19 protein-coding genes, 2 tRNA genes and 1 pseudogene are annotated in these 21,558 nt (G+C 64.9%); 8 read left to right on the forward strand and 14 right to left on the reverse strand.

Annotation, left to right across the window (positions count from 1 at the left end; translation table 11 throughout):
- Positions 1–9: 9 nt before the first annotated feature.
- Both MLD63_RS12975 and MLD63_RS12980 read right to left on the reverse strand, forming a co-directional pair.
- Positions 10–816 (reverse strand): S49 family peptidase, encoded by an 807-nt coding sequence (locus tag MLD63_RS12975; RefSeq protein ID WP_255330326.1) that lies wholly within the window; start codon positions 814–816, stop codon positions 10–12.
- Positions 817–869: 53 nt separating this feature from the next.
- On the reverse strand, positions 870–1,892 hold the full coding sequence (locus MLD63_RS12980; protein WP_255330327.1) for a LacI family DNA-binding transcriptional regulator: 1,023 nt from the start codon (positions 1,890–1,892) through the stop codon (positions 870–872).
- Positions 1,893–1,984: 92 nt separating this feature from the next.
- Here MLD63_RS12980 and MLD63_RS12985 point away from each other — a divergent pair.
- From MLD63_RS12985 to MLD63_RS13005, 5 genes are all read left to right on the forward strand, one after another.
- Positions 1,985–2,061: transfer RNA gene (locus tag MLD63_RS12985), tRNA-Arg, on the forward strand.
- A 70-nt stretch (positions 2,062–2,131) separates the two neighbouring features.
- Positions 2,132–2,557 (forward strand): DUF2946 family protein, encoded by a 426-nt coding sequence (locus tag MLD63_RS12990; RefSeq protein WP_255330328.1) that lies wholly within the window; start codon positions 2,132–2,134, stop codon positions 2,555–2,557.
- A gap of 92 nt (positions 2,558–2,649) precedes the next feature.
- Positions 2,650–3,243 (forward strand): copper chaperone PCu(A)C, encoded by a 594-nt coding sequence (locus tag MLD63_RS12995; RefSeq protein WP_255330329.1) that lies wholly within the window; start codon positions 2,650–2,652, stop codon positions 3,241–3,243.
- 1 nt (position 3,244) lies between these two features.
- Positions 3,245–3,847, forward strand: a complete 603-nt coding sequence (locus tag MLD63_RS13000) for an SCO family protein (RefSeq protein WP_255330330.1) — start codon at positions 3,245–3,247, stop codon at positions 3,845–3,847.
- Positions 3,848–3,907: 60 nt separating this feature from the next.
- The gene (locus tag MLD63_RS13005; protein WP_255330331.1) at positions 3,908–5,269 is read left to right on the forward strand and encodes a PepSY-associated TM helix domain-containing protein; all 1,362 of its coding nucleotides are present in this window, start codon (positions 3,908–3,910) and stop codon (positions 5,267–5,269) included.
- 75 nt (positions 5,270–5,344) lie between these two features.
- Here MLD63_RS13005 and MLD63_RS13010 read toward each other — a convergent pair whose 3' ends face one another.
- The 9 genes and pseudogenes from MLD63_RS13010 to cls form a co-directional block, all read right to left on the reverse strand.
- On the reverse strand, positions 5,345–6,643 hold the full coding sequence (locus tag MLD63_RS13010; protein ID WP_255330332.1) for a hemolysin family protein: 1,299 nt from the start codon (positions 6,641–6,643) through the stop codon (positions 5,345–5,347).
- A gap of 109 nt (positions 6,644–6,752) precedes the next feature.
- Positions 6,753–8,135 (reverse strand): AI-2E family transporter, encoded by a 1,383-nt coding sequence (locus MLD63_RS13015; protein ID WP_255330333.1) that lies wholly within the window; start codon positions 8,133–8,135, stop codon positions 6,753–6,755.
- Between the two features lie 128 nt (positions 8,136–8,263).
- On the reverse strand, positions 8,264–9,502 hold the full coding sequence (locus tag MLD63_RS13020; RefSeq protein WP_255330334.1) for a saccharopine dehydrogenase family protein: 1,239 nt from the start codon (positions 9,500–9,502) through the stop codon (positions 8,264–8,266).
- A 30-nt stretch (positions 9,503–9,532) separates the two neighbouring features.
- The gene (locus MLD63_RS13025) at positions 9,533–10,651 is read right to left on the reverse strand and encodes a carboxynorspermidine decarboxylase (protein ID WP_255330335.1); all 1,119 of its coding nucleotides are present in this window, start codon (positions 10,649–10,651) and stop codon (positions 9,533–9,535) included.
- An 87-nt stretch (positions 10,652–10,738) separates the two neighbouring features.
- Positions 10,739–11,131, reverse strand: coding sequence for a hypothetical protein (locus MLD63_RS13030; RefSeq protein ID WP_255330336.1), 393 nt, complete (start codon positions 11,129–11,131; stop codon positions 10,739–10,741).
- Positions 11,132–11,156: 25 nt separating this feature from the next.
- Positions 11,157–11,936 (reverse strand): annotated as a pseudogene (locus MLD63_RS13035) (DUF6478 family protein).
- A gap of 10 nt (positions 11,937–11,946) precedes the next feature.
- Entirely contained in the window at positions 11,947–13,680 is a 1,734-nt protein-coding gene (gene ilvD, locus MLD63_RS13040) for a dihydroxy-acid dehydratase (protein WP_255330337.1), read from the reverse strand.
- A gap of 60 nt (positions 13,681–13,740) precedes the next feature.
- Entirely contained in the window at positions 13,741–14,082 is a 342-nt protein-coding gene (locus tag MLD63_RS13045; RefSeq protein ID WP_255330338.1) for a 4a-hydroxytetrahydrobiopterin dehydratase, read from the reverse strand.
- Between the two features lie 45 nt (positions 14,083–14,127).
- Positions 14,128–15,555, reverse strand: a complete 1,428-nt coding sequence (cls, locus tag MLD63_RS13050) for a cardiolipin synthase (RefSeq protein ID WP_255330339.1) — start codon at positions 15,553–15,555, stop codon at positions 14,128–14,130.
- Positions 15,556–15,643: 88 nt separating this feature from the next.
- On the opposite strand from cls, the gene accD reads away from it, so the two are divergent.
- On the forward strand, positions 15,644–16,624 hold the full coding sequence (gene accD / locus MLD63_RS13055; RefSeq protein WP_255330340.1) for an acetyl-CoA carboxylase, carboxyltransferase subunit beta: 981 nt from the start codon (positions 15,644–15,646) through the stop codon (positions 16,622–16,624).
- A 13-nt stretch (positions 16,625–16,637) separates the two neighbouring features.
- On the forward strand, positions 16,638–17,909 hold the full coding sequence (locus tag MLD63_RS13060; protein WP_255330341.1) for a bifunctional folylpolyglutamate synthase/dihydrofolate synthase: 1,272 nt from the start codon (positions 16,638–16,640) through the stop codon (positions 17,907–17,909).
- 10 nt (positions 17,910–17,919) lie between these two features.
- Here the strand turns inward: MLD63_RS13060 and zapE are convergent, their stop codons facing one another.
- The gene (gene zapE, locus MLD63_RS13065; RefSeq protein ID WP_255330342.1) at positions 17,920–19,020 is read right to left on the reverse strand and encodes a cell division protein ZapE; all 1,101 of its coding nucleotides are present in this window, start codon (positions 19,018–19,020) and stop codon (positions 17,920–17,922) included.
- Between the two features lie 140 nt (positions 19,021–19,160).
- On the opposite strand from zapE, the gene MLD63_RS13070 reads away from it, so the two are divergent.
- Positions 19,161–19,529, forward strand: a complete 369-nt coding sequence (locus tag MLD63_RS13070; protein ID WP_255330343.1) for a hypothetical protein — start codon at positions 19,161–19,163, stop codon at positions 19,527–19,529.
- A gap of 76 nt (positions 19,530–19,605) precedes the next feature.
- Here MLD63_RS13070 and MLD63_RS13075 read toward each other — a convergent pair.
- Both MLD63_RS13075 and MLD63_RS13080 read right to left on the reverse strand, forming a co-directional pair.
- Positions 19,606–19,681: transfer RNA gene (locus MLD63_RS13075), tRNA-Thr, on the reverse strand.
- 95 nt (positions 19,682–19,776) lie between these two features.
- Entirely contained in the window at positions 19,777–21,558 is a 1,782-nt protein-coding gene (locus MLD63_RS13080) for a heme biosynthesis protein HemY (RefSeq protein ID WP_255330344.1), read from the reverse strand.

Below are 21,558 nucleotides of genomic sequence, written 5' to 3' on the forward strand. Positions count from 1 at the left end.
CGATCTTGATCATCCGCCGATCCCGAACCGCGCGAATGCCGCGCGTTCCTCGCCGGTGTCCAGAAGCGCGTCCGCCGACAAACCGATGCGGCGGAACCACGGCACGCGAAGACCGTAGGTCAGAAACTTGACCTTGTCGCCGTAGCGTTCGCGCATGACAGGCTCCAGATGGCCGATCGCATCGGCCAGACCCAGCTCTATCGCACGCCGTCCGGGCCAGAATTCCCCGGTGAAGAGGTCGGTGTCCGCCGCAAGCTTCGCGCCGCGCCGCGCGCGGACATGCGCCTTGAACGCCTCATGGATGGGATCGAGGATGCCTTGCAGCCGCTCCACGTCCTCGGGTTTCTCAGGGCGGAACGGGTCCAGCGTCGACTTTGATCGTCCTGCGGTATGGACGCGCCGCTCGATCCCCCACCGCGCAATCAGTTCATGAAAGCCGAATCCCGCCGAAATCACCCCGATCGAGCCGAGGATCGAGGATTCATCAGCCCAGATCTCGTCTCCCGCGCAGGCCAGCCAATAGCCGCCCGACGCCGCGACATCCTCGACGAAGACATGCACCGGCAGCTTGTGGCGTTCCGCCAGCCGACGGATCCGCGCGGCGATCAGCGACGACTGCACGGGCGATCCCCCGGGCGAGTTGATCGACAGGGCAACCGCAGCGGGCTTGCCGCGCCGGAATGCACGTTCGAGGATCGGGGCGAGGCCCGCGTCGGACAATCCGGCGGCACCATTGCGAACAGGCACGCCGATCACGCCGTGCAGACGGATCACAGCGATGCGCGGCAAACGCGGGGAAAGAAACGGAATTCGCATCGTCCCGACATAGGGGGCGCGACGCCCCGCGGCAAGCAGTCGACGGCGTGGCGTCAGCCAGCCTGTCGGATCGTGTCACCGGGGCTAAAGGTCGGCGTCAACGCGACGACGCGATCGGGCGGCGGGACATCCTTTCCGGCGACGATCCGCGCCGCACGGCGTCCGATCTCCACCCGTCGCGCGTCCGTGGTGGCCAACTGGACCGGCAACCCGTCCAGCATATCCACCCCGTTGAAACCGGCCAGCCCGATCTGTCCGGGAATGTCGAAGCCGCGGTCGAGACAGTAGAGCAAGCCACCCGCGCCGATCATGTCGTTGGAATAATACAGGAAATCCAGATCCGGCGCGCGCGCCAAAATGCGTTCGGTCAGCTCACGCCCCTTCAGCAGGGATGAGCCGCCCTGGTAATACTCGCGCGCTTCCAGTTGCAGACCGTGCCCAGACAAAGCCTCTTCGAAGCCGGCAAGGCGTTTGCGGGCGCGATGATCCTCGGGCATGTGGGTGCCGACGAACCCAATCCTGCGATAGCCGCTGGCGACGATCCGGTCGGCCATTTCGCGTCCCGCGCGGATATGCGAGATGCCGACCAACGTGTCGATCCCCTGCCCGTCCGTATCCATGATCTCCACGATCGGGATCCCCGCATTCTGCAACATCGCGCGCGAGGCGGCGCTGTGTTCCAGCCCGGCCAGGATCACGCCCGAAGGACGCCAGGACAGCATGTCGTAAAGCACGGTTTCTTCACGCGCCGGAGAATAGTTGCTGACGCCGACGACCGGCTGCAGCCCGGTATCGTCCAGTTCGGCGGAAATGCCGCCGAGGACGTCCGGGAAGACAAGGTTGGACAGCGACGGGATCACGACAGCGACCAGATTGACCCGCTGACTGGCAAGACCGCCCGCGATCTTGTTCGGGACGTAACCCAGCGACTTCGCGGCCGTCAGCACCTTCTCGCGCGTCGCGGCCGAAACGTCGCCGCGATTGCGCAGGACGCGGCTGACCGTCATCTCGCTGACGCCCGATGCCTCGGAGACGTCGCGCAGCGTCAGGGGTCGTCTGGCGGGGGGCGGGTTCATGAAGGACCTTTTGGCGTGCGCGGGATGTTAGCGGACGACAGGACCAGCGTCCAGCTTGCCAAGCGCAGTCCGGCCAGTCAAAAGACGGGCATGGCCCCGTGGCTCAACTGGATAGAGCAGCCCCCTCCTAAGGGGCAGGTTACAGGTTCGAATCCTGTCGGGGTCACCAGCTTCATCTGCCGACCTTCCCAAACGACCCGGTATCCGGTAAATCGGCGTCATTACGCCAAGGACCGACCTTGATCCGTCGTGACGCACAGCTTGCAATACCGCTCTTACCCGGCCTGCCGGGCCTGAGGGCGTTCGGTTGGTTGTTGCTGTTGCCCTTCCTGCTCTTCGCGACGATCAGCCAAGGCACGATGCTTCAAGCCGGACCGGCGGGTGTCCGGATCGTCCTGTGCACCGGGGACGGTGTCGTCGAGGCGATCATGGCGCCCGACGGTCAGGTCCACAGGATCGACGACAACGCACCAGCCGATCATCCGCAGACCTCGACCTGTGACTGGGCGCTGCACGCGCAGCCGTCGATGTCGGATGGCGGCCCTGCCCTCATCGCCGCGCCGATGCTGGCCCTGCGTACCGCCTACTCGATCGACGTTCCTTTCTCCGCACGTCGCGCCGAGGTTCTGACACCGGCAGCCCGCGGCCCTCCCGCTCTCGTCTGACATCGTTCGCTGGCCGACAAGGCCATCAAATGTGGCGCGCGCAGATCATGTCGTGCGGCCGCTCGGACCCTATTCAAGACGAGAGTTCCATCATGAACCGTTTCACCATCCTCGCGGCCTCTGCCGCATTCACGCTTGCCAATCCGGTCGCCACCGCCCTGGCTCATGGTAGCGAAGACCACAATCACGACCACGAACATTCGGAATCAGCGGCAGAGACGGCCGCCACGGTGGCAATGCCCGACGCCAATGCAAAGGTGCAGGCGGGCGACCTGACCCTTGGCGCTGCCTATACCCGCGCCACGCTTCCCAACGCGCCGGTCGCGGGCGGCTTTCTGACCGTAACCAACGACGGCACGACGGACGATCGCCTGATCGCCGCAGCCTCGCCCGTCGCCGGCGTGATGGAAATCCATGAGATGGCGATGGACGGCGACGTCATGACGATGCGCAAGCTCGAGGATGGATTGCCGATCCCCGCCGGCGAGACGGTCATGCTGGAACCGGGCGGCTACCACCTCATGTTCATGCGTCTAGCGGGGCCGCTGGTTGAAGGCGAAAGCGTCGACGTCACCCTGACCTTCGAGAAGGCAGGCGACGTCACCGTTCCCCTGTCAGTCCAGGCCTTCAACGCACGCGCTGCCGGTGACGATGATCACCAGGCCGATCCGCATGCGGGGCATTGAGATGACGCGAAACAGCATACGGATGCTGCGCATCGGCCTGTGGTCGCTGGTCGCGCTGGCGGCCCTAGGCTTTGTCTGGATTGGTCTTCGGCCGCAGCCGATGGATCAGCGCGAGATGTTCAGCACGCTGGGACAGGGCGAATACAGCCTTGTCACGGCGGACGGGCAGCCTTTCACGCAGGCCGACCTGGTCGGCGCACCCTCGGCGGTCTTCTTCGGCTTCACGCATTGTCCCGACGTCTGTCCGACAACGCTGGGCGAGATCATGGCCTGGCAAGAGGATCTGGAGGCCGAGGGCGAAACGCTGCGAACGTTCTTCATCACCGTCGATCCCGAGCGCGACACACGGGACGTTCTGGGTGACTACGTCTCGTGGGTGCCCGGTGTGACGGGGGTGACCGGCGAACCGGAGGAAGTGCAGAAGGCGATCAAGGCCTTCCGCGTCTTCGCCCAGAAGGTTGAACAGGACGGTGGCGAATACACGATGAACCACTCGTCCCAGGTGCTGCTGTTCGACGATCAGGGCCAGTTCTTCGCCCCGATCGGCTATCAGCAGGATCACGAGCGTTCGATGCAAACGCTGCGCGACCTGATGGCCAGCTGACGATTCAGGCGGCGCAATACGCGCCGTCGCCCCGACATCTTCAATCGACAGGCTCATTCCATGTCCGATGCGACGATGGACGCCACAAGCCGCCCGCGTGCGGCCGCGTCCGATCTTTACCGCGCCGTGTGGCGCTGGCACTTCTATGCGGGATTGCTGGTCCTTCCCTTTCTCATCACCCTGTCCCTGACCGGGGCGGCCTATCTGTTCCGTGACGAAATCGACGCCATCGTCCACGCAGACATCAAGCGCGTCGCCGTGCAGGAGGGCGAGACGCTGCGCCCCGAGCAACTGGTCGCCTCGGCCCTGACATCGGTGCCGGGACGGGCGGTCAAGTACACCGATCCGCCTGCCGCCGATCTCTCGGCCGAGGTGACGGTCGCGTCCGATAGCGGGCAGCGCATGGCGGTCTACGTGAACCCTTACGAAGGCAACGTTCTGGGCGCCCGACCCGACCGCAGCACGGTGATGTGGACCGTGCGCTATCTGCACAGCCTGCGCTATTTCGGCCCCGTCGCGCGCGGGATCATCGAAATCGTCGGTGGCTGGACCATCCTGCTGGTCGGCACCGGCATCTTTCTGTGGTGGCCACGGGGTCAGCAGGGCGGCGTCGTTTCGGTCCGGGGTCAGCCGCGCCGTCGCATCTTCTGGCGCGACACCCATGCCGTGCCCGGGATCTTCGTCGGCAGCTTCATCGTGTTTCTGGCGATCACCGGGCTGCCCTGGTCACAGGTCTGGGGCGGAAAGGTCAACGAATGGGCCAATGGCAGCAACTTCGGCTATCCATCCGGCGTGCGCGTCGATGTGCCGATGTCCGGCCAGAAGCTGACAGATCAGGCGCAGACGTCATGGTCGCTGGAGCAGGCGCAGATCCCTGAGACGACGCCACCCGCGCCCGAAGCCACGCCCATCGGTCTTGATGCCGCGGTCGCGCGGTTGGAAGGGCTGGGTCTGCATCCGGGCTACGCGGTCGTGCTGCCGTCGTCACCGACCGGGGTCTATAGCGGTTCGGTCTATCCCGACGATCTGAGCCAGCAGCGCGTCGTGCATCTGGATCAGTATGACGGCAAGCCGCTGGTCGACATGAGCTACGCCGATTACGGCCCGGGCGGACGCTGGCTGGAATTCGGGATCAACACCCATATGGGCCAGCAATTCGGGCTGGCGAACCAGATCCTGCTGCTGGCCGTCTGCGCCGGCACGATCCTATTGGCGGTATCGGCCGCCTTGATGTGGTGGAAACGACGTCCGAGCCGTTCGCTCGGCGTGCCCCCGATGCCCCAGGACCCTCGCGTTTTCCGCGGTCTTCTGGCGATCCTGATCGTCGGCGGCATCCTGTTTCCGCTGACCGGCGCCTCGCTTCTGGTGATGCTGGCTCTGGATATGGGCCTGCGTCGGCTGAGGAAGCCTTCCTTGGCGTGAACGCGATGGCGGTCCGCCCAACATGGCGGGCCGCCCCATCGCTCTTAATCAGACAGCCGGACGCGCTTCACAGGGTTACCCTGAAAGGCCATCATGCGCGCCGTCCCGCGTCAGCAGCACCTTGTCGATCCGGCGTCCGTCGAGGTCCACCACCTCGATCCGCCACTGGCCGACGCTGACCGTTTCTCCGACCTCGGGCAGCCGTCCCATGCGGTCGATCACCAGCCCGGCCACCGTGTCGAACTCGCGGTCGGTCGCCAAAGTGATGCCCATGCGTTCTGCAAACTCGTCCACGGCCATCCAACCGGCGACCAGCAGACTTCCATCCTGCCGCTCGACGATGCGAGGTTCGTCCTGCTCTTCTTCGATAAAATCGCCCGTGATGGCCTGCAGGATATCCATGGCGGTCACGATCCCTTCGAAATGACCGTATTCGTCATAGACCAGAACCATATGGGCAGGGCTTCGCCGCAGAATTTCCAGGACATCAAGGGCGCCCATTCGCTCGCGCACGACAGGGGCTTCGACCAGTCGATCGGCCGGCGCAGGCGAGTTCCCTTCGCCGTCCGCTTCCAGAAAATCGGCTGAACGAAACACGCCGACGATCGCATCCGCACTGCCGTCTTCGACCGGCAGTCGGGACCTGCCCGTTTCGCGGAAGCGCGCGACGATCTCGGCGCGAGATGCAGCAAGCGGGACGGTCTCGACCTCGTGCCGGGGCAGCATCAGCCCGCGCGCGGTCCGGTCAGCGATCCGCATCACCCCGGCGATCATCTCTGTCTCGGCCTTCTTCATCACGCCAGCATTGCGCGCCTCGCTGATCACCAGCCGCACCTCGTCATCCGTCATCGTTCGGTCCGCGGGTCCTGCCTGGCCGATCAGGGTCAGAACCAGTCTTCCGGACCGATCCAGCACCCAGACCAGCGGCGCCGTGGCCATCGCGATCATGTTGAGCAACGGAGCGATCCGCGCAGCGGCCGCTTCGGGGGCGCGCAGCGCGATCTGCTTGGGCACCAGTTCGCCGAAGATGAGCGACAGATAGGTGATCGCCATCACAACGCCGCCCACACCCAATGTCTGGGCGAGCGAGGGGCTGAGACCCGCCTGACTCAGCGCTGATGACAGGCGAACGCCCAGCGTTGCGCCCGAGAAGGCCCCGGCAAGCACCCCGACCAAAGTGATGCCAATCTGGACGCTCGACAAAAAGCGGCCCGGTTCCGCCGCCAGCTTCATCGCGATGGCGGCGCCACGGCTTCCGCCTTCGGCCATGACCTTCAGCCGCGCTGTCCGAGACGACACGATGGCCAATTCCGACATGGCCAAAACCCCGTTGACCAGCGTCAGGATCAGAACCAGCAGGATCTCGAGAAACAAAGAAGGGGGCCTTTCAAAGCGAAGGTTGTCAGTCGGTGCCGCCGGCTACGGCAACGGGCGTATGACCTGGATGGATGTCGTTGTGACAGGCACGCAGACCTCTTCAACCCTACTGCCGTGTTGCCAGTTCCTCTGCCGCGTGGCGGGACTTGCGGTCGATCGGTTTGGGGACGCCCGGGCCGGTGTCGGCCGTGTCCTCGTCTTCATCCTCAAGCTGCGGAGGTTTGCCGCCCGACAGGAAGTTCCCGAACTTCTCCATCCCCGGGATATGCGCACACAGGACCCGCAGGACGACCAGAACCGGAACGGCGACGACCATGCCCAGGACAGACCAGAGCCAGGCCCACAGCGCCACCGTCAGGAACACCACCACCTCGTTCATCTTCAGACGGCGCGAAACGAAATAGGGGGTGATCAGTTGCCCTTCGACAGCGGTCAAGGCCATGTAGGTCGCGGCGACCAGCATGGGGTTCCAAAGATCCGGGAAGATGAAAAGCGCGATCACTGCGGACATGATCGTGCCGAAGATCGCACCCAGATAAGGAATGAAGTTCAGCAGGAACCCCGCCAGGCCGAACAGCAGCGGACTCGGCATCCCCCACAACCACATGGCGACCCCGATGCAGAAGCCGAGGCAGGCGTTAATGATCGTGATCGCGCTGAGATAGGCACCCAAGGAGTCCTCGATCTCTCGCAGGGCAGCGTAGGCGCGGCGCTTGTCGCGCATACGGTCGAAGCTTTGCACGATCTTCAGATAAAGAAGATCGCCCGAGGCGATCATGAAGAACAGCAGAACCAGGGTGAAGACCGTCTGACCCAAGAAGGCCGGACCCAACGACATCAAGCGCGCGGCCGCGGTATTTTCCGAACTTGGGGCGATCTGGACCGTGATGTCCTGCGACCCGGTGCTGATGATCCCATCCGGCGAAACGGTCGTGGGAGACATGTCAGCGGTCACGGTTGCCGTACTGCCATCGGCGATGACGGTCGCGTCGGGCGGGATGACCTCGCCCGGAGTCGCGGTGGGAACCGGCTCTTCGGTCTCGCCCAGCCCGCCGCCGGTGTCGATGGTCGCTTCGGCGCCCCCGCCCGAGGTGACGGCGTCGATCTGTTCGGCCGCTTCCTGGATCGGACGCAGGTTTTCCTGCATCTCGCCAAACCGGTCCTTCAACCGCTGCGAGATCGTGGGCATGTTGTCCACCACCCGCGAGATCGGCGCAGACGCCGCCATCCCCAAGCCGCCGACGGCCAGGATCATGCCCAGCGTCACCACCGCCGCCGTCAGCGTCGACGAAACACCCAGCTTTTGCATGTAACGACGGAACGGGGTGAAGACGAAGAAGAGAAGAAATGCCAGCATGACCGGCATCAGGAATGATCGCGCTTCGGCGACGAAATAGGTCAGGGCGATCAGGAAGACCCCGATGATGGCCCATCGCGGCACGACCACCATCGCATGCTCATCACTGTCCCTGCGCGGAAATTGCGCCATTGCCATGCCTCCCCGGGCAAGCTTGCGGTGCTTCGGCAGAGGCAGCCGTCACCGTCTGCGCCGAACGCGTCGCTTGGCTGCGGGGTTCCGGTTGGCAAACAAAGCTTTATCGGACCCCGCTGGCGGGATCAGATCGGGTGGTCACCCTCTGCGTCGATCACGCGGGTCGGCAGACCCATCTCGCCCAGAAGATCGAGGAAGGGGCGCGCGGGCAAATCCTCGACATTCGCCATGCGCTTCACATCCCATATGCCGCGCGCGATCAGGACCGCCGCGGCGAGAGGCGGGACACCGGCGGTGTAGCTGATGCCCTGGCTGCCGACCTCGTCATACGCCGCCTTGTGGTCGGCGACGTTGTAGATGAACACCTCGCCTGCCTGCCCATCTGTCTCGCCCTTGACGAGGTCACCGATGCAGGTGTTGCCCTCGTAATCGGGCGCAAGGCTCGCCGGATCAGGCAACACCGCCTTCACGACCTTCAGCGGCACGACGTCCTGCCCCTCGGCGGTGGTCACCGGCTGCTCGGACAGCAGCCCCAGCGATTGCAGCACGGTAAAAACATTGATGTAGTGGTCGCCGAACCCCATCCAGAACCGGACATCGGCCTGCGGATAACGCGCGGACAGGCTGTGAACCTCATCATGGCCAGACATGTAGGCGGTGCGCTTGCCGACGACCGGCAGATCCCATTCGCGACCGACCTCGAACATCTTGTTCGACTGCCATGCGCCGTCCTGCCACGAATAGACCGTGCCGGTGAACTCGCGGAAATTGATTTCAGGGTCGAAGTTGGTCGCGAAGTAGCGACCGTGCGAGCCGGCATTGATATCGACGATGTCGATGCTGTCGATCCGATCGAAATACTCATCCTCGGCCAGGCGCGCATAGGCGTTGACCACGCCGGGATCGAAACCGGCGCCGAGGATCGCGGTGATGCCAGCCTTTTCAACCGCCTCTCGCCGCTTCCATTCATAGTTCGCGTACCAGGGCGGCGTCTCGCAGATCTTGTCCGGTTCTTCATGGATCGCGGTGTCGATATAGGCCGCGCCTGCGTCGATGCAGCCCTGCAAGACCGTCATGTTGATGAAGGCCGAGCCGACATTGATCACGATCCCCGCCTCCAGTTTGCGGATCAGGTCGGCAACCGCCTGGGCATCCATCGCGTCGAGCGCATGGGTGCCGACCTCGATATCGTGGCCCTTGTCCTTCATACTGGCGACGATGGCATCGGCTTTGGACAGCGTCCGGTTGGCGATATGGATGCTGCCGAACTCGCCCTTCCACTGTGCGGCCTTGTGGGCGGTGACCTGCGCCACGCCACCCGCGCCGATGATCAGAAGGTTCCGCTTGCCGTTGCTGTCAGCCAATCGTCTCTCCCCTCATGGTAGGGCCTCGCCTCAGGATAGCGCGGCCTTGTAATCGTCGTAGTCGAACCGGCGGACCGGCCGGATCGTTCCGTCCTCTTCCCGGATGGCGATGGCGGGCATCGCCACGCCATTGAACCAGTTTTTCTTGACCATCGTGTAACCGGCGGCATCTGCGATGCTGATCCGATCGCCGATCTTCAGGGGCTGATCGAACCGCGCCTCGCCGAAGATGTCGCCCGCAAGACAGGTCTTTCCGGCGACCTGGTATTCATGCTCGCCCTGTCGGGGCAGCTTCGCGTCCTCGCGATAGATCAGCAGGTCCAGCATGTGCGCCTCGGTGCTGGAATCGACGATCGCGACCTGCTTGCCGGTGTCGAGGATGTCCAGCACGCTGACTTCCAGTGTCGCGGCGCCCGTGATGCTGGCTTCGCCCGGCTCCAGATAGACCTGCACACCATGCGCGTCGGCAAAGGCGCGCAGCCGCGCGGCGAGCCGATCCAGCGGATAACCTTCGCCGGTGAAGTGGATGCCGCCGCCGAGGCTGACCCAGTCCAGTCGGTCGAGGATCGCGCCGAACTCGGCCTCGATCCGCGACAGCTGCTGGTCGAACAGGTCGAAATCGTCGTTCTCGCAATTGTAGTGGATCATCACGCCGCTGATCCGATCGAGCGCGCCTTCCAGCTTGGCCGCGTCCCACTCACCCAGCCGACTGAAGGGCCGTGCCGGGTCGGCAAGATCGAAGCCGCTCGTCGAAAAGCGGGGATTCAGCCGCAGACCGATCGCGATACCCCTGGCAGCGGCCTTTTCACCAAAGCGGTCGAGCTGGCCGAGGCTGTTGAAGATGATCTTGTCAGCATAGCCCAGCGCCTCGTCGATCTCATGATCGGCCCAGGCGACGGAATAGGCATGCGTCTCCCCACCGAATTCCTCGGCTCCCAGGCGCAGTTCGTTCAGGCTCGACGAGGTCGATCCGTCCATGAACTGTCGCATGAAGTCGAAGACCGACCACGTGGAAAAACATTTCAGCGCCAGCAGGGCCTTCGCACCGGACGCTTCGCGAAGTTGGGCCACCCGCTCCATGTTCCGGCGCAGCGTGGCCATGTCGATCAGATAATGTGGCGTCGGCAGGTCACGCGTCGGTTCGGTCATCGCGAAGCCCTTGGTCGGAAAGCAGGAAGGGGCGGATATAAGGGCGAGGCGCGGGCGACGCAAGGAAACGACGGCACCGCAGGCCGGTCAGCCTTCGGTCGCCAATCGTCGGAATTCGCGCTTGAGCAGGTCAAGCTCGGCCCGGATCAGGGCGATCTCGGCCTGCAGGTCCTGTTCCAGCGGGCGGCCAGCCAAAAGGACCAGCCGACTCAGCACCTCTGACCCCGGCAGCGCCATGTCGGCGGACGCATCCGGCCCGCCTGCATCTGCGACCAGCAGCAGGCTTTGGGTGCCGTCACGCAGAACCGTTGCGGGCAGCGCGACGGTCACGCGCCACAAATCGTCACCCGCCGCAACGACATCCGCCTGCGCCACTGCAACTCCCTCATGGATCAGCAGGACACGGCGCGGCGCGGATTTTGCGGTCAGCAGGCCGCCCCAGCGACCGTCGACCAGCGGATCAGGCTCGAAGCGGTTCATCGGCGCCTCCTGTTGCGGCAGATGTTCAGACATGTGCGCGCGGACGTCGCGACAGGACCAGGTCCTGGATGTCGATGCGATTCATTCTCGGCGCCTCGATGATCAGGTCCAGCCACAGCTTGTCCGGTGCTGTGCTCATCTCCATCGACGCAAGGTCGAACTCCGCCTTGAAATGTCCCGCCGACGCGCCCGGTCACAATTCTGCCAGCACCTGCTCGGTATTCGGACCAGCGCTGAGGTTCAGCCGCAGGTGGATGAGGGCCTGGCGCTCGGCGGCGTGCGCCACGTCCAGGCGGATGATATGGTCGCGGCCAAGCCCGACGCGTCCGGCGTCGGGGATGTCGATCGACAGCGACAGGTAGCCCCCACCGAAGCCGAACCCTTCAAGCCGCAGGGTGAAGGGTGCCAGCGTCGGATCACCCGGCGGCGTCGGAAATTGCCGCAGCACCAGGGCGCGGTCGGGACAATCGTGCCACAGCTTGATCTCGTCCGTCAGCATCGTTCCGCTAGCGGGCGCCGCGATCCCTGATGATGTATGAAGCGGCATCGTCACGATTTCAGGCCGCCAGCGCCAATCCGTGCCCGCAGGCAGACGACGCGCCTTCAGCCGGGCCATGCCGCTGAAGCGCGCAGGCGAGCTGTCATGAAGGAAATCGCGGAGCGCCCGCATCTGCTGGCGTGCCTCGTCGCGCAGCAGGCGCAATTCGGCTGGCGCATCGCGGCCCGACCGCGCGATCCGGGCCGCCCAGACACGCGCGCCCATCGTGCGCGCCTGTCGGGACAACCAGTTTCGCGGGCCGAGCATCGCGCCCGCCCTACTGATCCATGTAGATGTGCGTCTCGTGCTCGGCGCCCGGATGCGTCACCGCGCCTTGCCGCGCGCCGCCGACAAGCTGCGCGTATTTCCACAGTGCGCCCGAGGCATAGTCTGTCTTGCGCGGACCCGCCCACGCCGCCTTGCGGCTGGCCAACTCGGCATCTGACAGGTCCACGCTGATCTCACCCTGGATCGCATCGATGGTGATCAAGTCGCCATCCTTCAACAGGGCGATCGGGCCGCCATGCGCGGATTCGGGACCGACATGGCCAACGCAGAAGCCACGCGTCGCACCCGAGAAGCGCCCGTCCGTGATCAGCGCCACCTTCTTGCCCATCCCCTGACCCGACAAAGCGGCGGTCGTCGCCAGCATCTCGCGCATGCCGGGGCCGCCTGCGGGGCCCTCGTTGCGGATGACGATGACCTCGCCTTCCTTGTAGGCGCGGTTCTGAACCGCCTCGAACGCCTCTTCTTCGTTTTCGAAGACACGGGCCGGACCGGTGAAGACCTGATCCTCGGGCTTCATGCCGGCGACCTTCACGATGGCCCCGTCAGGCGCAAGGTTGCCCTTCAAGCCGACGACGCCGCCCGTCTTCGACAGCGGGGTGGCGACCGGGTGGATGACCTTGCCGTCAGGCTCGCGCGTGACGCGGTCCAGTTCCTCGCCGATCGACCGGCCGGATGCGGTGATGCAATCTTCGTGGATCAGGCCCGCCTTCTGCAATTCGCGCATCACGACCGGAACGCCGCCGGCTTCGAACAGATCCTTGGCGACGTAATCGCCGCCCGGACGCAGGTTCACGAAATAGGGTGTGTCGCGGAAAATCTCGCAGACGTCGAACAGGTCGAAGTCGATCCCAGCCTCATGCGCGATGGCGGGCAGGTGCAGGCCGGCATTGGTCGAGCCGCCGGTGCAGGCGACGACGCGCGCGGCATTTTCCAGCGATTTCCGCGTGACCACGTCGCGGGCGCGGATATTGCTTTCAATCAGCCGCATCACCGCCTCGCCCGAGGCCAGGCCATACTGGTCGCGGCTCTCATAGGGTGCGGGCATCCCGGACGAATTCATCAGCGCCAGCCCGATCGCCTCGCTGACGCAGGCCATGGTGTTCGCGGTATACTGACCGCCGCAGGCCCCTGCCGACGGGCAGGCCACCCGTTCCAGAATTTCAAGCTCAGCGTCCGACATGTTGCCCGCCTGATGCTGTCCCACGGCCTCGAACACGTCCTGCACCACCACATCGCGGCCATTCAACGTGCCGGGCAGGATCGAACCGCCATATATGAAGACCGAAGGCACGTTCAGCCGGACCATCGCCATCATCATGCCGGGCAACGACTTGTCACAGCCGGCAAGACCCACGATGGCGTCGTAACAGTGACCGCGCATGGTCAGTTCGACCGTGTCGGCTATGGCGTCGCGCGAGGCGAGCGACGAGCGCATCCCCTCGTGTCCCATCGCGATCCCGTCGGTCACGGTGATGGTGGTGAATTCGCGCGGGCACCCGCCGCCCTTCTTCACGCCCTGCTTGACCGACTGCGCCTGACGCGCCAGCGCGATATTGCAGGGCGCCGCCTCGTTCCAGCAGGTCGCGACGCCGACCCAGGGAGAATGAATCTCTTCTTCCGAAATGCCCATCGCGTAGAAGTAGCTGCGGTGCGGCGCGCGCGCCGGTCCCTCGGTCACATGGCGGCTTGGCAGCTTCGTCTTGTCGAAACGGGTGTTGGTCATGGCTCGTCCCCTCTGGCTTTGCTTTCGATAATCAAGCCGGGGGTCAGGGGCAAGCGTAGCTCATGCCAAGGCGGCGTCGATCCTTGCGGCGCAGATGAAGTCGTTCTCGGTCAACCCACCCGCCGCGTGGGTGGTGAAATCGACTTCGCAATATCCCCAGCCGAAGCGGATATCGGGATGGTGGCCCTGCCGGTCGGCGATCGCGGCGGCGAGGTTCGCGACCCCCTGAGCCTTCAGGAAACCCTTGAACTCCCATCGCTTGGTGATGGCCCTGCCATCGTCCTTGATGTTCCAGCCGTCGAGTTGCTGCAGCATCTCACGCGCCTTGTCGGCGTCCAACGGCGGGGTGCCCTTCTCGCAAGCCTCGCAGCTGCGGCTGGCCAGCGTCGTAGCATCGGTCATGGCGGATCCTCCTTCGCGGGCCCAACGCACGCCCGCCCCCTGGGTTCACAGAAGCGGCGAAGCCAGTGCCAACGCGTTGTTGCGAATGCGGCGCAATGCGCCCCAGGCGCGCACCTCCGCCAGCGTCAGCGGGTCGGCGCGCTCGACATAGCTGTGTTGGCGCGCATCCAGCTTCGCGCAAAACGACTCGTCCACGACCAGCATGTTGACCTCGTAGTTCAGCTCGAAGCTGCGCCGGTCAAGATTGGCGCTGCCGATCATCGCCATGCGCCCGTCAACGGTGATGATCTTCGCATGAAGCAGGCCCGGCCGGAATCGCATCAGCCGCACCCCCGCGCTGAGCAGGCCATAATAGAAACCCTCGCTGGCCGCGGTCACGGTCAGGGAATCGTTCCGCTCTGGCAGGATCAGGGTGACGTGCACACCTCGCCGCGCAGCCGAACGGATCGCCGCGTCGAGCGGCGCATCGGGGACGTAGTAGGGGGTCGTGATCGTCACCCGCTCGCGCGCAGCATGGATCATCGTGGCGAGGCAGTCCGATATCGTGCCGGACCGACGGTCCGGCCCTGTCGCAACCACCTGCGCGATCATCCCCGGATCGTCGACGGGATCGACCATGTCCAGCATGTCGCCCAGATCCTCGCCGGTATAGGACATCCAGTCGGCCAGAAAAACGGACTGCAACTGCCGCAGGACCGGTCCGCGCACCTCGAAGAACACATCGACCCAGGGCGCAAAGCGCGGCTTGACCGCAAAGGCCATATCCGAGCAGTTTCGACTGCCGGTGAAGCCCAGCGTGCTGTCGATCACCACGATCTTGCGGTGGTTTCGCAGGTCCAGCCGCTGGAAGATCATCGAGATGAGCGGCATCCCCCACGGGAACGCGGTCACGCATTCGGCGCCCGCCTCGCGCATCTCGTTCCAGTGGGGCGAACGGACGAAGGACCGCGACCCCAACGCATCGACGATCACCCGGCAGCGAACGCCGCGCGCACTGGCGCGGGCGATGGCGCCAGCGACGGCGCCGCCGCTGTGATCGGGCAACCAGATATAGAACAGGATGTGGACGTGATCGCGGGCACGGTCGATCGCCGCGACCAGCGCATCCACCGCCCCGTCATCTTCGGGCAGCAGCGCCAGCGCGTTGCCGTGGACGGCGGCCATCCCGCCGGTCGCGAGATTCGCGTCGATGACGGGACGGGCGATGCGCGGCGAATCCTTCACCAGCTGCGGGCTGGGTCGCCTGAGGCCGGTCAGGCGATCCCGGACATCGGACATCTGCTGAACCTCGGCACTGCGCATCCGCACCTCGCCGAAGAGCAGATAGGCCGCGATGCCGATCAGCGGCAGCGCCTCGACCACCATGATCCAGGCAAGCCGCGCCGATGGTTCCATTCGGGGGCGCATGAGCACGCGCACGACGATGGCCAGCGCCGCGAGCATATGCATCAGGAAGAGGATCTGGCCCCACATCGGGCCATCTACGCCCGCGGGCTGGCCGATTGCAATTCCGCACCTGCGGGCCTATCTGGGTGCGGCACGAAGACGGGGCTCCCATCCGATGAACTGGATCACCAACTACGTCCGGCCGCGCATCAACTCGCTGTTTTCGCGGCGCGAGGTGCCGGAAAATCTGTGGTCGAAATGCCCCGAATGCGGAACGATGCTGTTCCATCGCGAGCTGACGGAAAACCTGAACGTCTGCACGAATTGCGATCATCACATGGCGATCACCCCGCGTGATCGCCTGACAGCGCTGTTCGACGGGGGCGTCTTCACCGAAGTGAAGGTGCCCGAACCGATCGCCGATCCGCTGCAGTTCCGCGACCAGAAACGCTATCCCGAGCGGATGAAGGCCGCGCAGAAATCCACCGGCGAAAAAGAGGCGATGCTTGTCGCCGAAGGCGAGATCGCGCGCACGCCGGTCGTCATCGCCGCGCAGGATTTCAGTTTCATGGGCGGCTCGATGGGGATGTATGTCGGCAACGCGATCATCGCGGCGGCCGAACGCGCGGTGAAGCGCAAGCGCCCGCTGATCCTGTTTTCGGCCGCAGGCGGCGCACGGATGCAGGAAGGGATTCTGTCCCTGATGCAGATGCCGCGCACCACGGTCGCGGTCGAGATGCTAAAGGAAGCGGGCCTGCCCTATGTCGTCGTGCTGACCCACCCGACCACCGGTGGCGTCACCGCAAGTTATGCGATGCTGGGCGATGTCCAGATCGCGGAACCAGGCGCGCTGATCTGCTTTGCCGGCCCGCGCGTGATCGAACAGACCATTCGCGAAAAGCTGCCCGAGGGCTTTCAGCGGGCCGAGTATCTTCTGGAACACGGCATGCTGGACCGGGTGACCCATCGCAAGAAGCTGCGCGAGGAACTGGTCTCGCTTCTACGGATGATGACTGGTCAGCCGGCCCCGGTTGCGGGCGATCTGCCTGCGCCCGCACCCACGCCGCAGCCGCCGCTTCAACCATCCGAAGCACCGGCCGGTGCCGCAACGGGCGACAAGGCCGCGCCGCGACCGGCCAGCGCCGACGCATCCTGACGGCATATCCGACATGAGCGGCTCGGACGCGATCCTCGAACGGCTGCTGAGCCTGCACCCGAAGGTCATCGACCTTTCCTTAGACCGGATGGAGCGCATCCTGTCCGCCTTGGGCAACCCCGAGCGGCGCATCCCGCCGGTCATTCACATTGCGGGGACCAACGGCAAAGGCTCGACCCAGGCGATGATCCGCGCCGGACTCGAGGCCGGAGGTGCGCGCGTCCACGCCTATACTTCGCCGCACCTCGCGCGATTTCATGAGCGTATCCGGCTGGCGGGCGATCTGATCGCCGAGCCTGATCTGGCCGCAATTCTGCAGGAGTGCGAAGCCGCGAATGGCGGCCTGCCGATCACGTTCTTCGAAATCACGACGGCAGCGGCGTTTCTCGCCTTTTCGCGCAGCCCCGCCGATTACACGCTGCTGGAGGTCGGACTTGGCGGGCGGCTGGACGCGACCAACGTGATCGATGCGCCTCGGCTTAGCGTCATCACGCCGATCAGTATCGATCATACGCAATATCTGGGCGACACGCTGACGCTGATCGCAGGCGAAAAAGCCGGCATCCTCAAGCGTCGTGTGCCGGGCATCGTCGCACCGCAGCCCGACGAGGCGCTGACGGTGATCGAAGCGCGCGCCGCGAAGCTGGGTGCGCCGCTGTCGATCGCAGGACAGCATTGGCATGCTCGGCGCGAGGGCGATGCGCTGATCTATCAGGACGAGCGCGGCCTGCTGGATCTGCCGCTGCCCAACCTGCCCGGCCCGCATCAGATCGAGAATGCGGGGACCGCGCTGGCCGCGCTGCGGGCGCTCGGCGCCACCGCAGAACAGACCGAGGCCGCCGTGACCCACGCCGAATGGCCCGCGCGGATGCAGCGCCTGCGCCACGGCCCGCTGGTCGATCTGGCGGGACCGCAGGCTGAAATCTGGTTGGACGGGGGCCACAACCCCGCGGGTGGCAAAGCGGTGGCCGCCACGCTTGGCGCAATGCCGCGACGGCCCACGCATCTGGTCTGCGGGATGCTGAACACCAAGGACGTGACAGGCTACATGCGGCCGCTGGCCGCTGTCGCCGACAGCCTGACCGCGATCGCCATCCCGGGCGAGCCGAACACGCTGCCTGCCGAGGATACGGCCTCCGCCGCCGATCGCGCCGGTCTGGTCGCTGGCACCGCGCCCGATGCCGAGACCGCGATCCGCGACATCGTCGCCTCGGAACCGGCCAGCCGGATCCTGATCTGCGGCTCGTTGTATCTGGCGGGGCGCGTGCTGCAGCAGAACGGCTGACGCGCCGCGATCACCCCTGCGCGTCGCCCCAGCCCGCCTCCTGCATCTCGGCCAGACGGCTGGCGGTACGCCGAAACTCGAAGCTTCCCTCGCCTTCCGGATAAAGCGCGTCAGGCACCGCCTCGGCGCTGGCGATCAGGCGAACCTTGGCCTCGTAAAGCGTATCGATCAGCGTGACGAAACGCTTGGCCTTGTCGAAGGTCTCGCGACCCAGCCGGGGAATGCGGTCGATCATCAGCACGTCCAGCGCCTCGGCCAGTGCCAGATAATCGGCTGGACCCAGCGGCTGCCCGCACAGGTCCTGGAACGAAGCGCGGCCGATACGCCCCGACTTGGCCGCAAGGCTCAGTTCCCGCCTTCCGACGGTGATCTTGCCCGGCTCGGGCGCCGCCCCATCGGTCAAAGCGGCCCAGATCCGGTCCAGCGCCGCGTCTGCATTCTCGTCAGGCGGCGTGAACCAGACCTGATCACCCGCCTCGCCGTCCAGACGATAATCCGTCGCGCTGGCCAACTCGCAGACGTCCATACGCTGCTGGATCAGATCGATGAACGGAAGAAACAGATCGCGGTTGAGCCCGTTCTTGTAGAGGTCGGCGGGCGCCCGGTTCGAGGTGGTGACGATGCGCACACCCCGCTCGAACAGCACCTGGAACAGTCGACCGACGATCATCGCATCGGCGATATCGGTGATCTGCATTTCATCGAAGCACAGAAGCCGCGCCTGCTGCGCAATCCCTTCGGCGACCGGCCGCACGACGTCCTGATCGCCGCGACTGCGGGCCTGCTCCAGCCCGGCCTGAACCTCCTGCATGAAGGCGTGGAAATGGACCCGTCGCTTGGCCTCGATCGGCGCCGCCTCCATCGTCAGATCGAGCAGCATCGATTTGCCACGCCCGACATCGCCCCACAGGTAGACCCCGCCCGATCCTGTCTGCGGCGCAGAGGCGCTGTCGCGAGAAAACCACGACCGCCATCCTGCACTGCGCTCGGGCGGGCGGCCCAAATCCACCAGCAGCGCATCCAGGACCGGCAGGACACCCCGTTGCGCAGGATCTGCCTCGATCGCACCTGCGGCGACACGGCTTTCGTATAACTGACTGACCGTCTTCATGGGCTTCCGATGCCACGCGTCGCGCACCGCTCGCAAGGTCGATCGGCATCAAAGACACGCCTCGCCTATATTCATCGCGCCAGCTAGCGGAACATCGGGGGGCGAGATACGTTGTTACACACGTAACGAGTGAGTGACACATGACGAGTCGAGTCCCCGCGGCCGCATCGCTGGCCGTCCTCCTGAGCATCGCGCAGCCTGTCCACGCCGGTGGTTACGTGGCTCCGGTGGTCGAGATAATTCCACCCGTCGACATGCCGGCCCCTCCAACCGCCCCGAACTGGTGGTTGATCGGTGGGGTCGCCGCACTCGGCGTTCTCTGCCTGATCGTCTGTGGTGGCGATGATGATGATGCTCGCGGTGGCTCGGATGACGACGATGACGACGACAACCCGGTCATTCCACCGGTGACGCCGGTTCCGGTGCCCGCGGCATTCATCGGTGCAGCGACCGGCATCGCAGCCTTGGGTGGCGCAGCCATTCGCCGTCGTCGCAAAACACGGGCCTAAGTCAGTAAGCATTCGCGATGCAGCAACCGCGCCGGAAACGGCGCGGTTTTTTGCTTGTGCGGATCTTGGGAAATCCTGGTGCCGGTGAAGGGACTCGAACCCCCGACCCCATCATTACGAATGACGTGCTCTACCAGCTGAGCTACACCGGCATCTGGTGTGCCGCGGCGGATAGCAGGTTCCGCGCGGGTCGAAAAGGGGGCGCCACCGTTTTTTGCAACGGTGTCCGCCCTGTCTCATTTCCGCTCTACTTGCCCTGACGTGTCGCGCGGTTTTCGGCCTCGCGGGCGGGCACGTCAAACTCCGCGCTGCGGATCGGATGCCGTTCAGGCTCGGGCTTTGGCTCAGCCTCTGCGACGACCGAAACGTATTCATCTTCGCGCGGCACCATGCCCGGAGCGACCAGCGGTACCTCGATCCGAGCGCCAGATTTCGGTGGGACGCTCTGGTTCACCGACCCGCTCTGAATGTCGGATGCTTTTGGCTCTGCATCCGGCGCAGCCGGCGTATCCCGCAGCGGCGCTGCGGAGGGTTCCGGCGCGGCCATAGGCCTGGAGGGCTCACTTCCGTGATCCACATCAACGGTCGCGGATGGCGCCGCCTCCTGCGCGTCTTCGATCTGCACATCATGCTTTTCGGGTTGCGGCCGGGGACCAACGAGCAAGGGCAGCATCTCGGCACCCGGGGTTGCCCCAGCGGGTGCCAGCTTCTCGTCAGGTTCACGCCAGCTCAACGTATCGAAGCCACCGCACTTGTCGCAGACCGGCGCCCATTCGACCATCACGTTCTGGCAGGTATCGCAAACCCATTGCGGACCACGGCTGGCCGTCAGCGCACGCGCCAACCAGCCGCGCACCACGGCGTCGTCGGCACCCTCACCCCGTTCGATCGCCGCCATGATCGACAGCGTTCGCACCGTCGGATGAACCTCGGCCAGATCGCCCAAGGCACGGCGCGCGCCGGGGAAGTCTTCCGCTGCCAGCAGCAGTTCTGCCCTCAACAGCCGCGTTTCTTCGTGATCTGCGTTCTTGCGCATCAACCCGTCAAAGCGCTTGAGACGTGCGGCCGGCGTTTCGTCCGGCGCGATCTCGGCATAGGCGGCCGCGACGTCGGGATGTGGCCGGACCGACCAGGTCTTTTCCAGAACCCGGCTGGCATTGCGATAATCCTTCTGGGCGAGGTAGCTGCGCGCTGCGAGGATCGCGGCCGGGATAAGGTCAGGCGAGGCACGGTTTGCAGAGATCGCAGCCTCACGTGCGCTGATCGAGTTGCCCTGGGCCAGAACCTCGCGCGCCTCCTGAAGCGCCAGCACTGCATCGCGACGAATATGGATGTCCTTGGGCAATTCACCTTGCTTGCGCTTGTCCTTCAACAGGCCGCGCGCACCTTTCCAGTCGCCCTGCTTCAGCTCCAGTTCCAGCAACTGGTTCTGCAGCTCAGCGTGGCGCGGCTTCATGGCATAGGCTTTCTGCGCCAGTTGCAAGGCAGTCGCCGTATCACCTTCGGCAAGCTTCTGGCGCATCAGGCCGCGCACGCCGACGAAACGGGTCCGATCGTCATCTAGCAGCTTTCGATAGACCTGACCGGCGCGAGCGTTGTCGCCGGCGACTTCCGCTGCCTGAGCGGCAAGTAGGTTGGTGACGTGCGGCTTGTCGAGATACTTCTCTGCCTTCGCGGCCTTTTCCTGCGCAAGACGACCTTCACCAGCGGCGACAGCAAGCATCCCTTCGCCCAGGGCCTCATACCCTTTGCGTTCCCGCGAGCGAGCGAAATGACGGCTGATCGCGGTCTCGTCCCCGGCGAGAAAGCGCAGAAACGCGAAGAACAGACCGAGAATCTTGAACGCGACCCACGCCAGAACCATCAGCACGAGTAGGCCGATGATCATCTGGATCGGGCCCAGATAGAATTCGGTACCGTTGAATTGCAGGCGCAGCGCCTGATCGGTCTGCGCCAACTCGTTCGCGCCCAACGCGATGGCCAGTACGACGGCAAAGAAGAAGAGGATTTTCAGCAGGGACAGTAGCAT

This window comes from Paracoccus albicereus, from assembly GCF_024359525.1.
In the GTDB taxonomy this organism is placed as follows: Bacteria; Pseudomonadota; Alphaproteobacteria; order Rhodobacterales; family Rhodobacteraceae; genus Paracoccus; species Paracoccus albicereus.

Bases quoted from the DNA above. Each gene is read 5' to 3' on its own strand.
- MLD63_RS13025 (WP_255330335.1), bottom strand. From the start codon at position 10,651: ATGACCGAACCGACGCGTGACCTGCCGACGCCACATTATCTGATCGAC.
- MLD63_RS13030 (WP_255330336.1), bottom strand. From the start codon at position 11,131: ATGAACCGCTTCGAGCCTGATCCGCTGGTCGACGGTCGCTGGGGCGGC.
- MLD63_RS12975 (WP_255330326.1), bottom strand. From the start codon at position 816: ATGCGAATTCCGTTTCTTTCCCCGCGTTTGCCGCGCATCGCTGTGATC.
- MLD63_RS12995 (WP_255330329.1), top strand. From the start codon at position 2,650: ATGAACCGTTTCACCATCCTCGCGGCCTCTGCCGCATTCACGCTTGCC.
- MLD63_RS13070 (WP_255330343.1), top strand. From the start codon at position 19,161: ATGACGAGTCGAGTCCCCGCGGCCGCATCGCTGGCCGTCCTCCTGAGC.
- MLD63_RS12980 (WP_255330327.1), bottom strand. From the start codon at position 1,892: ATGAACCCGCCCCCCGCCAGACGACCCCTGACGCTGCGCGACGTCTCC.
- ilvD (WP_255330337.1), bottom strand. From the start codon at position 13,680: ATGACCAACACCCGTTTCGACAAGACGAAGCTGCCAAGCCGCCATGTG.
- cls (WP_255330339.1), bottom strand. From the start codon at position 15,555: ATGTGGGGCCAGATCCTCTTCCTGATGCATATGCTCGCGGCGCTGGCC.
- accD (WP_255330340.1), top strand. From the start codon at position 15,644: ATGAACTGGATCACCAACTACGTCCGGCCGCGCATCAACTCGCTGTTT.
- MLD63_RS13005 (WP_255330331.1), top strand. From the start codon at position 3,908: ATGTCCGATGCGACGATGGACGCCACAAGCCGCCCGCGTGCGGCCGCG.
- MLD63_RS13080 (WP_255330344.1), bottom strand. From the start codon at position 21,558: ATGCTACTGTCCCTGCTGAAAATCCTCTTCTTCTTTGCCGTCGTACTG.
- MLD63_RS13015 (WP_255330333.1), bottom strand. From the start codon at position 8,135: ATGGCGCAATTTCCGCGCAGGGACAGTGATGAGCATGCGATGGTGGTC.
- MLD63_RS13045 (WP_255330338.1), bottom strand. From the start codon at position 14,082: ATGACCGATGCTACGACGCTGGCCAGCCGCAGCTGCGAGGCTTGCGAG.
- zapE (WP_255330342.1), bottom strand. From the start codon at position 19,020: ATGAAGACGGTCAGTCAGTTATACGAAAGCCGTGTCGCCGCAGGTGCG.
- MLD63_RS13060 (WP_255330341.1), top strand. From the start codon at position 16,638: ATGAGCGGCTCGGACGCGATCCTCGAACGGCTGCTGAGCCTGCACCCG.
- MLD63_RS13000 (WP_255330330.1), top strand. From the start codon at position 3,245: ATGACGCGAAACAGCATACGGATGCTGCGCATCGGCCTGTGGTCGCTG.